Origin of the sequence: Vulcanisaeta sp., assembly GCF_049966235.1 — an archaeon.
Lineage (GTDB): Archaea > Thermoproteota > Thermoprotei > Thermoproteales > Thermocladiaceae > Vulcanisaeta > Vulcanisaeta moutnovskia.
Window position 1 is genome coordinate 50,219 of sequence record NZ_JBMFVA010000009.1, and the last position, 11,749, is coordinate 61,967.

An 11,749-nucleotide genomic window follows, 5' to 3' on the forward strand; every position below is an offset into this window, starting at 1 on the left:
ATTGCCTATTATCCTGCGAATATTTAAAATGCTCATTTTAACCATAGTAAGTAATACCTCGTTAAATACTGCATTGCCTCACTGTAGTGATAAAATTATGTGAGTAAAAATGCTTTAAATGACCTAAATATAGATACCCATAATATGATGGTTGATGCGGTTGAAATACTAGAGATATTAATAATAATTGGTACATCATTATGGGCAATACAATACCTCGTTTCAAGGAGGATCCACACATACGAGAGACCAACATTAACAAACACCCAGGTAGAGAGTTTACCAAAGGTCTCAATAGTATTACCTGTTTATAAGGAGAGAAGGCAAAGTATTGAGAAGACGCTCGACAGTATATCATCACAGAACTACCCTAAAAACCTTCTTGAGGTTTTGATAGTTGTTGATAGGGACGATACCCATACACTTAACGAGGCATTAAAGGCTGTGGGGAAGTTCCTAAGTTCACTGGATGTTAAGATGGTAATTAATGAGAACTCGGGACGTAGGCTTAAGGCCGTGGCCATGAACACCGCCATGAAATACGCAGGAGGCTTAATTATTGGCTTTTACGATGCGGATGACGTATTCCCAAACGACCAGGTCCTTAATGCCATTCTCCTAATGATTGAGAGGAATTACGCAGCCGTGGGCACCAGGGTGTATAGGTTCAGGAGTAGTGTGCTTGGTGGTTTAATGTACCTAGAATCAATAGTTTGGTATAATGCGATAATACCATTCCTAAGGTCTACCGTGAGGATAACGCCATTATCCGGGGAGGGTCTCTTCATAAGGAGGGACATTGTTGACTCAATACCGCAGAGCATGGCTGAGGATGCATTACTATCGTTAAGGTTAACTAGTCGTGGATACTCAGTGGGTCTCCTTGATTCTTACGTTTATGAATTAGCGCCTGTGAATATTATTAGCTTCATAAGACAGAGGATTAGGTGGAATAAGGGTTATGCCCAAAACCTCGTCCTAATATTTAAGCAAGGCGTTCAATTAAACTATGCATTGAGGGTATTAATACTGTACATATTGATAGCATTACCACCGGCATTACTATTTATTTCCGCAGTGGGTTTTATCGCTGTTACCTACATGGTGGTGATAACCAAGGTATACGCACTGGCTTCCCTCTATCAATTAGTTCTCGCGATGGTAATATCAGAGATTGTGGTTCTGTACCTAATGCGTGATTTTATAAATGAAAGCATGAACATGGGAAAAGCCATCGTATTATTACCCATTTATTGGTTATTATTGGGCACTGTGACAATAACATCACCACTAGTACCAATCAATAATTGGTTAAAGACTACTCGCTAATATTCACAACCTTTACATTAACAGTAGGAGCGGTCTTACTACTCATTATTACTTGATAACCAACCCTACTGGCAATCCTATTCACAATATCAACCACAACATTTAATTCATCAGGTGTAAGCCCTAGGTCAATACTATCAATAAGCAACACTGAACCCGGTGGTGTAAGCGCTAATTGAACTATTACTGGTAATAATGCCTTCACCTTAAGACCGGCATGGTACATGGGGACCCACTTACCTCTCACCTTAACATACCCGGAAATCCTCTTTGGAGCCGTAAAACCAGCCTTAATGCCCTCTATACCAAGCTCACTTACCAACTCCATTAATTCATTATACACACCCTCATACTCAGGCCTTGTCTCTATCACTGAGAGTTGATGTACGGTATATTGACCGTCAGAACCCACGGAATTACTCGGTAGATCAACCGTGGTTTCATAATCCCTCTTCCACCAACAGACCCTACCCTCACCAAGGTAGTAAAACTTATTCTTGAGCATGTTCCTAAGGATGAATGCCAGTGAGTATGCCTTTCTCGATACGTCACCATCACATACCATAAACGCATCCTCATGAATAACATGGGTTGGCGTAATGCAAAGCCTAGCATTTACTGGGTACTTCATTAATCCTTCATTACCGACCTTCTCAATGGCGGCCACGAGATCATTACCTAGGTATATTTCCTGGCGAACCCAGTAATCACTGAGTCTAAAGCTATAATGATAACCTATTATAGAGCCCCTATTTAATTCAAGGCCGATACTACGGCCAAGTTTCTCACCATCCTCATCAACCTCATAATAAGCACCAACCCTCACCTCCTCGTTTAGATCTAGGCCATAGACCAAATCCTCCGGTTCATGTATAACTATGTAATTACCCTCCAGGACAAGCCACTCCTCACCCCTACTCTGCATTAGGAGTGTCAGGGCCTCCATTAGGCTCGTCTTACCTGACCCACTACGCCCAACAATTATGGTATTACCACTAAAGTTAATTGTTAATTCCTCGCTCAATCCCTTAAAGCCCTTAATGATTGCCTTCACGAGTCTCGTCATCCTCATCAACCAATGCATAGGCTATTATTAGTATTCCGCTTATATTACCGAGATTCACATTACTAACATTAATGCCAACCTGCCTAATATTGCGCGATCCAACAATACTACTTAACTCACTCAATGCCTTATTTAATGAATCATCAAGCCTATTCAATGCGACATCAAACTCCACACTCCTAACTAGCTGACCAACGTTCACATTAAGTGGTATGAATTTCCTAACATGGATTATCCTAGTCATTACATAACACTCCGTTTAAGGCGTAAAATACCTTTTCCACAGGGTAAGCATTTATTTAGTCTCAGGGTATGAATGCATTGGATGGAGGTTGTCTTTACACCGTGGCGTTGGACCTACATAAGGTCTACGAACAATAAGGGTGAGGAGTGCGTATTGTGTGCTTACCTACATGGTAATGATGACGGATTGGTCGTTTACAGGGGTAAGTACTGCTTCATTGTTATGAATAAGTACCCATACAATGTTGGTCATGTTATGATAGTACCCAATAGGCATGTCTCATCAATTACTGACCTAAGCGAGAATGAACTAAGCGAATGCGCGGCACTATTAATAGTGATTATTAAGGCGTTGGTAAAGGTCCTGGGAATTAACTATGGGGATTTTGATGTGGGTATTAACATTGGTAGGGTTGCCGGCGCAGGCATTGAGGAGCACATGCATATTCACGTTGTTCCAAAGCCCTCAGTAATATCATTTAATTCAACAAGTCCTGAGGCAGTCATGAACCAAACAAAGGAGATAGCGGGTAAACTTAGGGAGGTTATTTCACAACTTATGAGCGGTTCTGCATAGTCATTCCTTCATAAATTGCATAATTCATATAATATAGTGATTAGTTCTCTAAGGATGTACTTTTTATAAATGCTTGAATTAACGGAGTTAAGTGCCATTTACAGGTGAGCCTTTGAAGGCATTACTTACGGATGTGGTTACGCCTAAGTACGTATATTCACTAATGAATTCACTTAAATGCGGGTCATCAACAGATAAGGACTTCCTAGTATTAACAATTGGTGGTGGGGTTAAGCGGGTTCTCTTGGTGACGGGCTTCTCAATAAATGACTACAGAATAGGCAATGCATTAATCTATATGTTGCTTAATAAGTGCGTAAACCACGTATACTCAATACCAACATTTAGCGCCTCACAACTCTCCAGGTGGTCAATAAGGATAGTACCTATGGTGAATCCATGGCCCTTCAATTCATGGGACATCATCCGCGGAAAAGACCCATTCTACTCAATTGATGATGAGGGAATTCCCGTAAGGTATGATGCATTAACCCTCAAGAGCAAGTACTCAATTAAACTCCATAATTTAATCCATGAAATAAATCCCGAACTCATAGTAATGCTTGTAAGTTCTGATAAATGGTCAATAAGTACCCCAGAGCCAATAAGGGTTAATGATTATGGGTCCATTGATTCAGACCCAGCTGATTTCGTTAATCACTTCTCATATGAGAGTTACCCCACAATAATCCTCTCAATACCTAGGGATGCAGAAATACGCGAGATTGCCAGTGAAATTATTCAGTTAATTAAGGAGCACAGCATTAAGAGGCAGGAGACTAAGCCACTGGAGGTTGTGGTTAAGGTTAATGGCGATATTGATAATATATCTAATGTACTTAGGGTTCATGGCTTCCTAATAGGTGTTGATGGAAATAAATTAATCATTAGAGCCAGTGATAAATCACAGGCATTATTGAATGCCTTAATAGATAATAATTTAATTGAGCATTACTTCGACGTGGAGATTTCTGAGATTCACCTTCAGTGATTTTACCTAAGTATTAAATACCATGGGTAAGTATTCAGAAAACTTAATTATTCTTTATTCCTATATAATTAGATTATGGAGAAACTTGTACTCTCGTACTCGGATAAGTACTTGAACTATGATTTCGGGCCATGGCACCCCTTTAAGCCGTATAGGGAGCAGAAATTGATAGAATTGCTCAGGGAGCACGACCTATTGGGGACTTACGTTGACTTAGTGGAGCCTGAGCTTGCCTCTGATGATGAGTTAATGCTAGTTCATACTAAGGATTACATAGAGTATGTTAAGAAGGCTAGTGCTAATGGTGTGGGTTACTTGGATTACGGAGATACGCCAGCCTTTAGGGGTGTTCATGAGGCAGCGGCCATCAGGGTTGGCGGTACATTACTTGTTACAAAGCTCGTTAACGCCAATAAGTATGTACATGGTTTCAACCCAGGTGGTGGTTTCCACCATGCCAAGCCAGGTGAGGCTGCGGGTTTCTGTGTCTATAATGACATAGCCATAGCCATTAAGTGGCTTAGGAACCATGGTGTAAGGCGTGTGGCTGTGGTTGATGTTGATGTTCACCATGCAGATGGCACGCAGGAGGTATTTAACAACGAGGATGTCTTGTTAATATCGACTCACGGTTATGACGGCCGCTTCTACCCAGGCACTGGTTGGATTGATGAGGATGGTGTAGGCCCTGGTAAGGGACTTAAGGTAAACATACCATTACCGCCTCATACAGGTGATGATTTATACTCAATAGTAATTGATGAGGTAATAAAGCCAATGCTTGACAGGTACTCACCTGAGTTCCTGGTTCTTCAGTTTGGTGTTGATGCACACACTGGTGATGAATTGGGGATACTTGATCTAACCACGGCATCATACCTCAAGGTGCTCAGTATTATTCATGAGATGGCGCATAAGTATGCTGGTGGTAGGTTGGTCATGACTGGTGGTGGAGGTTATGATGTTTGGAATACCGTTAAGACCTGGTTCCTCGCCACCGTGTTACTCACAGACCCAGGTAAGCTTAGTCAGTACTCGAACTACCTCGATCCGGAGCCTACGAGAACCCCTGGGCGTTATTACGAGGAGGCATTATACGTGATAGACGCTGTGAAACAAAGATTCGGTATCTAAACCTACTCAATATGTGATACCCTCTTTGTCTGGAAGGACCTTATTTTAATAATAATTCTATATCCACAGTATGGGCAGTGGACACCAGGTGTTATCATGTCCTCGAGTGAAAACACCCTACCGCATCTGAGGCACATGTACATCTTTCGACCAGCAACCTCACCAGTGGTCTCCTCACCGCCTTCCCCACTCAATGTACTAGTTGGTTCCCTCTCACCACCCTCCTCAAAGAATTCCTCACTCACGCCGTATTGATGAAGCAGACCCCTTAAATTTATTTTTGTACTATTCTCCGAACTCTATCCTCGGCATTAATCCTGCTCAGGATTGGCAATACCCCCGTGGCCACGAAACCCTGCCATGACCTATCACCAGCAGCCATCAACTCCCTAATCCTCGTACCACTATAAACCTCCTTATTGAAGAACGGTGTATTAAGGACTTTAATGCCGCCGTATTCAAGGCATAACTTCGTGAATTCATCATTCGTGTAGGCTATGTCGAATGATGGGCATTGCTCACGGACATAGGCATACCATAGGGCTGAATCGCCCTTCGTATCGGGTACGGCGCAATAGAGGGCCCTATTGATTAGGTTTAACTCCTTAAGCATTGAGTGGAGCATTTCAATCCTCTCACCAACAGTGAACGGGTTCCTAAGCGTAAACGACTCATTAGCGGATCCAATTGCAATAACTAACTCGTCATGCCTACTTAATATCCACTTAATTACTTCCTCATGCCCCCTATGCAATGGTTGAAACCTCCCAACAAACAATGCCCTTACCATACAGTGCCAGTTAATGAGGGGTTATTTTATCTATTTCCTAAATGATTATGCTTAAATTAATGAGTATCAAGGAGTATACTAATATGGTTAGTATTAAGGAGACGGAGGTAGTACTTGTCGAGGCAGTACAGCCCTTCGACATTAATTCCCTGGGTAATTTATTCGGCGGTCGAATGCTCGAGTGGATGGCCAACATAGGCACGGTAGCCGCCACGCGATTCTCAAGAGGCCCAGCAGTCCTTGCATACCTAGATAGGCACTTCTTCATAAGGCCTGTCAGGCTTGGAGAATTCGTAATACTTAAGGCAAGGGTTGAGTATGTGGGCGCATCATCAATGGAGGTAAGGATAGAGGCATGGAAGGAGAGCCTAGGTGGTAAGCAGGAATTAGTTACTATGACAACTGCCTCCTACGTGGCTGTTGATGAGTATGGAGTTCCAAGGCCAATAAATAATGTGCTAGAGCCGGCAGATAATGAGAGGCAGCTCTATGAGGAGGCTAAGAAGAGGTATGAGGAGAGAAGGAAGAAAATCGGGGACAGGAAGTTCAAGAGATTCGACATAACGGATCCAACTAGGGGACTTAGGTGGCGCGTTGATTCTAGTCGTTGGGCAACGCCATCGGATGCCTTCGTTGGTAACCTAGTGTCTGGTGGTAGATTATTGGCGTGGCTTGATGAGATAGCGGGACTACTCGCGGCTAGGTACTCAGGTGGTGCTGCAGTGACGGGTTCCGTGGATGAAACAGCGTTTTACGCACCAATTAGGGTTGGTGACATAGTCACAATTAGAGCTGGAATTACCTACGTTGGTAAGGCGTCAATGGAGATAATGCTTGATGTAATTGCTGAGGGTGCGTATGGACAGGCAAGGCATGTATGTACGGCATACTATACATATGTTCACGTCGATAGTAATGGGAGACCAGCCCCAGTGCCTGAGTACGTGCCTATTAATGACTATGAGAAGAGTTTGTTCACTGAGGGTGAGAGGAGGAGGCAGGTTAGGGATGAGGAGTTGACGAGGATTAAGAGGATGTGGATGAGCCCTGAGTCTTAGCGCCCGCCTTCTTCTCCTTATACTGAGTCACTATTGACCTGACCCTATCCGTTAACCCACTAGTGTGGCTCTCGCTCTCTATGAACTTTATGATCCTGGCAATAAATGTCTCATCCCCCGGGTCTTTACACCTAATCCAAACTCTACCGTTCTGGCCGACGGTGACGTCACAATTAAGCTCCTCACTAAATATACTAACCATTGAACCCCTCCTACCGATTACCCTGGCCACCTTGCCGGCGTCAATCTCAACCAGTGTGCCATTCTCAATCCTACCAAGTCTAGCCTCCTTAAGCGTTAACGTTACTGGGTTGTCCTTAGTTAGGTTGTAGTCTATTATTCTGGCGAGCACTATATCGCCAATGCCCAGCAGGCTCTTTAAATCAATGGTTGTTAGGTCAATGGGCTTTAGGGTAGCTTCCTGGACAGGTAGGTATGCTGAGTATGGGGACTTAATATCAATGACCCAACCAGTGAGCCCTATATCAACTACGTAACCAATTACTACATCGCCAACCCTAGGCTTATAAATACCGCTGAGTGGTATTACCTCCACATCCCTCTCGCTCCTAATGTTTATGAGACCAACAACCGCGGAGTAAGCTACATCACCATCCCAATAAACACTACCACCAACATTATAGTCCCTAGTGGCTATGGCATCCCCCGGCAACACTATCTGCCTATCACTAACGTAGAGAGGCATAATCAAAATACCCTGTGGCACCCTATTTTATTTTTAATCCTAGTTCAATTACTATGATGTTGACATTAACTTAACATCCCCTGAACCATGAGTCAACTCATTAACCTTAGCAATAATAGTGTCCTGAAGTCCAGCGGGGACCTCGAGCTGCATCACTAGTGATCCATCACCCTCAAACCTCTCCTTAACAACCCTACCCATCCTCGATAACGTACCCCTAACCTTATGCGCATACTCGGCTGGAGCTCTCACCTCAAGCACACTAACTGCTACCTTGAGAGGTAGGATCTTTTGCAGAGCCTTTATTATGGCGTTTACCTGCTCCTCAATGGGTTTGAACGGGTCTATGGCAACATCCACCTGCTGCATTGCGGTCTCAACCCTCTGTGGAGGTACTGGAGTCCTAGTCCTAGTGTCTATGCAGTTCCTACTGATCCAATCAATGATCTGCTTCCTCTTCTGCTCAATGAGTCTCTTCCTCTGGTCGGCAGTGAGCGGTAACTCGCCGTTCTTAACAATGAACTCGGCAACCTTCCTGGGGTCTGTGGTCTTGAAAACCCTTATTAACGACTCCTCACTCGCCCTAAGGCCCTTCCTCGCGTCCTTGTATATTGTGTCTGTAATCAACACCTTATCAATACCTATAGACTTGCCAAGCCTCATGTCCAGGGCTGCGTCAGGGTCGACAAGTATTTCGAAAACATAACCATCCTTCTCATACCTAGCAATCACGTAATTCCTCTTACTCATATCATTTAGTTCTATGCAGGGGAATTTTTAATTCTTCCACACATAACCTATGGAGTTCTCCATCTGGCAATCCTCAGTGTTAGGATGGTACCCATCACACACCAAATAATACTAGAGAGATACGCACCACCCACCTGTAGTAGAGAGTAATGGGTTATCCCAATTGCGTTTTGAATTATCATGGCGCTTGTTGATGTCGGCACTAGGTAGGCAATCCACCAGGCACTGCCTAGGTACGTGGCTGGGTAGTAAACTGGGGGCAATACCCCAAGCGCCAGCGTCAGTAGGCTAACGACAGCCCAGATATACCTAATGTATGTGAATAGGGTTGATGAGTAGAAGGCTATGGAGGAAATGGCGTACCAAAGGAGTATTAATGATGCGGTAATCTCCAGGGCACCCCATAAATCAATAACTACCCTAAGCGCCAATAGCACTGCGAATAATACAATACCAGGTAATGTAAAGACAATCTCACTAAGCGCCAGGCCAATGGTATATGCCAGTGGACTTGTTGGTGTTGCCACAATCATTTGCTGAAACTTAAGCTCAAGTCTATAGTAAGCAGAATCAGCGATAAGGGCTGTACCACTCGAGAGCATTGTCCAAACAAGTCCACCGACAATGCCCATCATCATACCAATTCCACGATAAAGCACTGTGAGTAATATGAGTAATGAGATTGGTGTTGCTAGGGTCGATATTGTCCACAGTGGCGACCTAAGTATCGGCAACAACCCATTAAGCCAGGCGAGCACCAAAACAGCCCTTAACTGATGCCTTAAACCACCCCTAACCCTCCTCACTCTCCTCACCCCAGGACTTAATAGTAACTAGGACATAGTGCTCAAGGGACTTTGGCGAAACTCTAAGAGCACCATTGCCGACCTCATCGAGGGAGTTCACGAAGGAGAAGCATGAAGAGCCAACCCTAATGCATGAGCCATTACTCATTGATGCTGGGTACTCAACAACGTACTTACCAGGCAATTTCTCAATGAGTTCACTAGGCCGCCCCCGCGCTATTACTAGACCATTATCTATTAGGAGGACAATATCCGATATCTGCTCAGCCTCCTCGATGTAATGAGTCGTTAGGAATATCGAAGCGCCACCATTACTATATCGCCTCAGGGAATTCCAAACAATGCGCCTAGACGCTGCGTCAAGACCGACTGTTGGTTCATCGAGAAATACTACCTCAGCGTTTGAGGCAAGCACTGCAGCTACGAGAACCCTCCTCATCATGCCGCCCGACAATTGATAAACAGGGGTATTCCTAAGTTCCCAAAGACCAAGTTCATCAAGTGAATTCCGAGTCGCCTCTCTAGCATCACTCCTTGATAGGCCGCGGAGTAGTAAGTATGAGTAAACGAATTCGTAGGGAGTCATGTAGGATATGGGCCTAGCGTCCTGGGGTATTACGGCGATTCTACGCCTAACCTCAGAGACTTGTCTAACAACATCGAAACCAGCAACATAGGCCTCACCACCATGTGGCATCAACTCTGTCGTTAATATCCTGATCAACGTCGTCTTACCTGCCCCATTTGGGCCGAGTAATGCGGCTATCACGCCATAATCAACATCAAGATCTATACCCCTCAAAACCTCCTTGCTGCCGAAACTCCTCCTCAATTTTCTTGTCATTATTGCCTGCATTACATGATCTGCTGAGGAACCTCAAATTTAAAAAGGGTTCTATGCCTATGTCGTTGAATGGGCGATCCAAAGAGATCAAGGAAGAAGTACCTTGGTGGTAAGCCGAGGAGACTTTGGAATAGGCAGTTGCTTGAGGAGGAGCTTAGGTTGATTGGTGAGTACGGCCTTAGGAATAAGAGGGAGCTGTGGATTACGAAGACCATGCTCAGGGAAATAAAGCACAGGGCCAGGTCACTGCTCTCAATGCCCACTGAGCAGAGAGCTAGGCTTGAGACTGAGTTCAAGGCTAGGCTGTTTAGGGCTGGTTTTATTCCCGAACAGGAAATACCGCTTGATGCCGTGTTATCACTTGACGTAAGGGCAATACTGGATAGGAGGTTGCAATCCATTGTTTATAGGAGGGGTTTGGCCAAGACGATTTATGAGGCAAGGCAGTTGGTAACTCATGGGCATATTGCCGTTGATGGCAGGGTAGTCAAATCACCAGGTTACCTAGTGCCAAGGGGCCTTGAGGATAAGGTGACCTATGCAATAACAAGCCCGATACTGAAGAGACTATTAACACAGCAACAAGGCACTACGACGCAGCCTGCATAATCATAGTCGATATAAGGGCAAAAAGAATTTATTAACGCTAAGTGCATTCAATATGCCATGGATGCAACGCTTATCGCTAGCATTATTGGGCCTATAGTGACTATAGTCACGATACTAGGCACAACGCTTTACTGGCTCGGTGGTAAGTTCAAGGAAATAGACATGAGGTTTGGGCAAATCAATGAGAGATTCGAGGAAATAGATAGAAGGTTTGAAGAGGTAGATAAAAGATTTGAGGAGATGAATAAAAGGTTTGAAAGGGTTGATGAGCGTTTTGATAGGCTTGAGAAGAATTTAAAGAGTTATGTTGATGAGAAGTTCGACATACTTAATGCTAGGATTAGTAGGTTGGCTGAGGCCTATAGCGATTACCAGGAGTTCTTCGTTGAGTACTTAACGGCGGAGGGCTTGTTGAAGGCTGAGAAGGCTTCAATGCTTCGTAATGAGGCGAGGAAGAGGTCATGAGGTACGTAATGGCTAGGCTCGGTGTGAGACCGAGGAATGCCACACTGTCTAGGGACTTAAATAACCTTGTCAAGATGGGGTTCCTGGCTAAGGACGGCGAGCTATACAGCATTCCAGATCCAATAATTAGATATGCCGTGCTGAGGATGAGGTAACCTACAACTTCTCATAAATGTTTTCTTGCTTTCTCACATCGATTATCCTTATTACGCGTTGCTCATGATATCAAGTAAATTATTCTGTAATCCCCAACCCTTGCTCGGCATAGTCCCCCGAGTTTTCCCTTGAGCTCCTTTTCACAGGTCGGATTATTGGCTAATTCATTAATCCTATTGAGGATCCTTTCGCGCACATCATTAGGAAGTTTTTCAATGGTCTTTC

General features: G+C 44.1%; 17 protein-coding genes. 8 read left to right on the plus strand and 9 right to left on the minus strand.

What is annotated here, in order from left to right:
- Positions 1 to 144: 144 nt before the first annotated feature.
- On the plus strand, positions 145 to 1,329 hold the full coding sequence (locus ACP5L5_RS06910) for a glycosyltransferase (protein ID WP_428762592.1): 1,185 nt from the start codon (positions 145 to 147) through the stop codon (positions 1,327 to 1,329).
- On the opposite strand, the gene ACP5L5_RS06915 is transcribed toward ACP5L5_RS06910, so the two are convergent.
- Together ACP5L5_RS06915 and ACP5L5_RS06920 are read right to left on the minus strand one after the other, a co-directional pair.
- The gene (locus ACP5L5_RS06915) at positions 1,319 to 2,395 is read right to left on the minus strand and encodes an AAA family ATPase (RefSeq protein ID WP_428762594.1); all 1,077 of its coding nucleotides are present in this window, start codon (positions 2,393 to 2,395) and stop codon (positions 1,319 to 1,321) included. The genes ACP5L5_RS06910 and ACP5L5_RS06915 overlap by 11 nt on opposite strands.
- Positions 2,367 to 2,639, minus strand: a complete 273-nt coding sequence (locus tag ACP5L5_RS06920) for a hypothetical protein (protein ID WP_013605051.1) — start codon at positions 2,637 to 2,639, stop codon at positions 2,367 to 2,369. The genes ACP5L5_RS06915 and ACP5L5_RS06920 overlap by 29 nt, the downstream gene beginning before the upstream one ends.
- 81 nt (positions 2,640 to 2,720) lie before the next feature.
- On the opposite strand from ACP5L5_RS06920, the gene ACP5L5_RS06925 reads away from it, so the two are divergent.
- The 3 genes from ACP5L5_RS06925 to ACP5L5_RS06935 all read left to right on the plus strand — a co-directional run bounded on the left by ACP5L5_RS06925 (position 2,721) and on the right by ACP5L5_RS06935 (position 5,340).
- On the plus strand, positions 2,721 to 3,215 hold the full coding sequence (locus ACP5L5_RS06925; RefSeq protein WP_013605052.1) for an HIT family protein: 495 nt from the start codon (positions 2,721 to 2,723) through the stop codon (positions 3,213 to 3,215).
- Between the two features lie 91 nt (positions 3,216 to 3,306).
- Complete coding sequence (locus ACP5L5_RS06930; RefSeq protein ID WP_013605053.1) at positions 3,307 to 4,206, plus strand: hypothetical protein; 900 nt, start codon at positions 3,307 to 3,309, stop codon at positions 4,204 to 4,206.
- Between the two features lie 75 nt (positions 4,207 to 4,281).
- Entirely contained in the window at positions 4,282 to 5,340 is a 1,059-nt protein-coding gene (locus ACP5L5_RS06935; protein ID WP_428762596.1) for an acetoin utilization protein AcuC, read from the plus strand.
- 2 nt (positions 5,341 to 5,342) lie between these two features.
- On the opposite strand, the gene ACP5L5_RS06940 is transcribed toward ACP5L5_RS06935, so the two are convergent.
- Together ACP5L5_RS06940 and ACP5L5_RS06945 are read right to left on the minus strand one after the other, a co-directional pair.
- Positions 5,343 to 5,483 (minus strand): DNA-directed RNA polymerase subunit P, encoded by a 141-nt coding sequence (locus tag ACP5L5_RS06940; RefSeq protein WP_048057262.1) that lies wholly within the window; start codon positions 5,481 to 5,483, stop codon positions 5,343 to 5,345.
- A 131-nt stretch (positions 5,484 to 5,614) separates the two neighbouring features.
- Positions 5,615 to 6,130: a nicotinamide-nucleotide adenylyltransferase gene (locus ACP5L5_RS06945; RefSeq protein WP_428762598.1), complete on the minus strand. Its 516-nt coding sequence runs from the start codon at positions 6,128 to 6,130 to the stop codon at positions 5,615 to 5,617.
- 83 nt (positions 6,131 to 6,213) lie between these two features.
- Between ACP5L5_RS06945 and ACP5L5_RS06950 the strand changes: the two genes are divergently transcribed.
- Complete coding sequence (locus ACP5L5_RS06950; RefSeq protein ID WP_428762600.1) at positions 6,214 to 7,188, plus strand: acyl-CoA thioesterase; 975 nt, start codon at positions 6,214 to 6,216, stop codon at positions 7,186 to 7,188.
- On the opposite strand, the gene rrp4 is transcribed toward ACP5L5_RS06950, so the two are convergent.
- The 4 genes from rrp4 to ACP5L5_RS06970 are packed head-to-tail and all read right to left on the minus strand — an operon-like array spanning position 7,157 to position 10,306.
- A complete protein-coding gene (gene rrp4, locus ACP5L5_RS06955) occupies positions 7,157 to 7,894 on the minus strand; it encodes an exosome complex RNA-binding protein Rrp4 (RefSeq protein WP_428762602.1) in 738 nt (245 codons plus the stop codon). The genes ACP5L5_RS06950 and rrp4 overlap by 32 nt on opposite strands.
- Positions 7,895 to 7,945: 51 nt before the next feature.
- The gene (locus ACP5L5_RS06960; protein ID WP_428762604.1) at positions 7,946 to 8,644 is read right to left on the minus strand and encodes a ribosome assembly factor SBDS; all 699 of its coding nucleotides are present in this window, start codon (positions 8,642 to 8,644) and stop codon (positions 7,946 to 7,948) included.
- A gap of 47 nt (positions 8,645 to 8,691) precedes the next feature.
- Positions 8,692 to 9,450 carry an ABC transporter gene (locus tag ACP5L5_RS06965; RefSeq protein ID WP_428762606.1) on the minus strand — a complete coding sequence of 253 codons (759 nt, stop codon included), beginning with the start codon at positions 9,448 to 9,450 and terminating at the stop codon, positions 8,692 to 8,694.
- Complete coding sequence (locus ACP5L5_RS06970) at positions 9,437 to 10,306, minus strand: ABC transporter ATP-binding protein (protein ID WP_428762608.1); 870 nt, start codon at positions 10,304 to 10,306, stop codon at positions 9,437 to 9,439. Before ACP5L5_RS06970 ends, ACP5L5_RS06965 begins: the two co-directional genes overlap by 14 nt.
- A 57-nt stretch (positions 10,307 to 10,363) precedes the next feature.
- Here ACP5L5_RS06970 and ACP5L5_RS06975 point away from each other — a divergent pair, with 57 nt between their 5' ends.
- Genes ACP5L5_RS06975 through ACP5L5_RS06985 form a run of 3 tightly spaced genes read left to right on the plus strand, consistent with a single transcriptional unit; the run spans position 10,364 to position 11,523 of the window.
- Complete coding sequence (locus ACP5L5_RS06975) at positions 10,364 to 10,903, plus strand: 30S ribosomal protein S4 (protein ID WP_428762609.1); 540 nt, start codon at positions 10,364 to 10,366, stop codon at positions 10,901 to 10,903.
- Positions 10,904 to 10,960: 57 nt separating this feature from the next.
- On the plus strand, positions 10,961 to 11,368 hold the full coding sequence (locus ACP5L5_RS06980) for a hypothetical protein (RefSeq protein WP_428762611.1): 408 nt from the start codon (positions 10,961 to 10,963) through the stop codon (positions 11,366 to 11,368).
- Positions 11,365 to 11,523 carry a transposase gene (locus tag ACP5L5_RS06985; protein ID WP_428762613.1) on the plus strand — a complete coding sequence of 53 codons (159 nt, stop codon included), beginning with the start codon at positions 11,365 to 11,367 and terminating at the stop codon, positions 11,521 to 11,523. The genes ACP5L5_RS06980 and ACP5L5_RS06985 overlap by 4 nt, the downstream gene beginning before the upstream one ends.
- A gap of 62 nt (positions 11,524 to 11,585) precedes the next feature.
- Here the strand turns inward: ACP5L5_RS06985 and ACP5L5_RS06990 are convergent, their stop codons facing one another.
- Positions 11,586 to 11,720: a type II toxin-antitoxin system RelE family toxin gene (locus ACP5L5_RS06990; RefSeq protein WP_428762615.1), complete on the minus strand. Its 135-nt coding sequence runs from the start codon at positions 11,718 to 11,720 to the stop codon at positions 11,586 to 11,588.
- Between the last annotated feature and the right edge of the window lie 29 nt (positions 11,721 to 11,749).

Bases quoted from the DNA above. Each gene is read 5' to 3' on its own strand.
- ACP5L5_RS06940 (WP_048057262.1), bottom strand. From the start codon at position 5,483: ATGTACATGTGCCTCAGATGCGGTAGGGTGTTTTCACTCGAGGACATG.
- ACP5L5_RS06960 (WP_428762604.1), bottom strand. From the start codon at position 8,644: ATGAGTAAGAGGAATTACGTGATTGCTAGGTATGAGAAGGATGGTTAT.
- ACP5L5_RS06975 (WP_428762609.1), top strand. From the start codon at position 10,364: ATGGGCGATCCAAAGAGATCAAGGAAGAAGTACCTTGGTGGTAAGCCG.
- rrp4 (WP_428762602.1), bottom strand. From the start codon at position 7,894: ATGCCTCTCTACGTTAGTGATAGGCAGATAGTGTTGCCGGGGGATGCC.
- ACP5L5_RS06950 (WP_428762600.1), top strand. From the start codon at position 6,214: ATGGTTAGTATTAAGGAGACGGAGGTAGTACTTGTCGAGGCAGTACAG.
- ACP5L5_RS06980 (WP_428762611.1), top strand. From the start codon at position 10,961: ATGGATGCAACGCTTATCGCTAGCATTATTGGGCCTATAGTGACTATA.
- ACP5L5_RS06915 (WP_428762594.1), bottom strand. From the start codon at position 2,395: ATGACGAGACTCGTGAAGGCAATCATTAAGGGCTTTAAGGGATTGAGC.
- ACP5L5_RS06925 (WP_013605052.1), top strand. From the start codon at position 2,721: ATGGAGGTTGTCTTTACACCGTGGCGTTGGACCTACATAAGGTCTACG.
- ACP5L5_RS06920 (WP_013605051.1), bottom strand. From the start codon at position 2,639: ATGACTAGGATAATCCATGTTAGGAAATTCATACCACTTAATGTGAAC.
- ACP5L5_RS06945 (WP_428762598.1), bottom strand. From the start codon at position 6,130: ATGGTAAGGGCATTGTTTGTTGGGAGGTTTCAACCATTGCATAGGGGG.
- ACP5L5_RS06910 (WP_428762592.1), top strand. From the start codon at position 145: ATGATGGTTGATGCGGTTGAAATACTAGAGATATTAATAATAATTGGT.
- ACP5L5_RS06985 (WP_428762613.1), top strand. From the start codon at position 11,365: ATGAGGTACGTAATGGCTAGGCTCGGTGTGAGACCGAGGAATGCCACA.
- ACP5L5_RS06935 (WP_428762596.1), top strand. From the start codon at position 4,282: ATGGAGAAACTTGTACTCTCGTACTCGGATAAGTACTTGAACTATGAT.
- ACP5L5_RS06970 (WP_428762608.1), bottom strand. From the start codon at position 10,306: ATGCAGGCAATAATGACAAGAAAATTGAGGAGGAGTTTCGGCAGCAAG.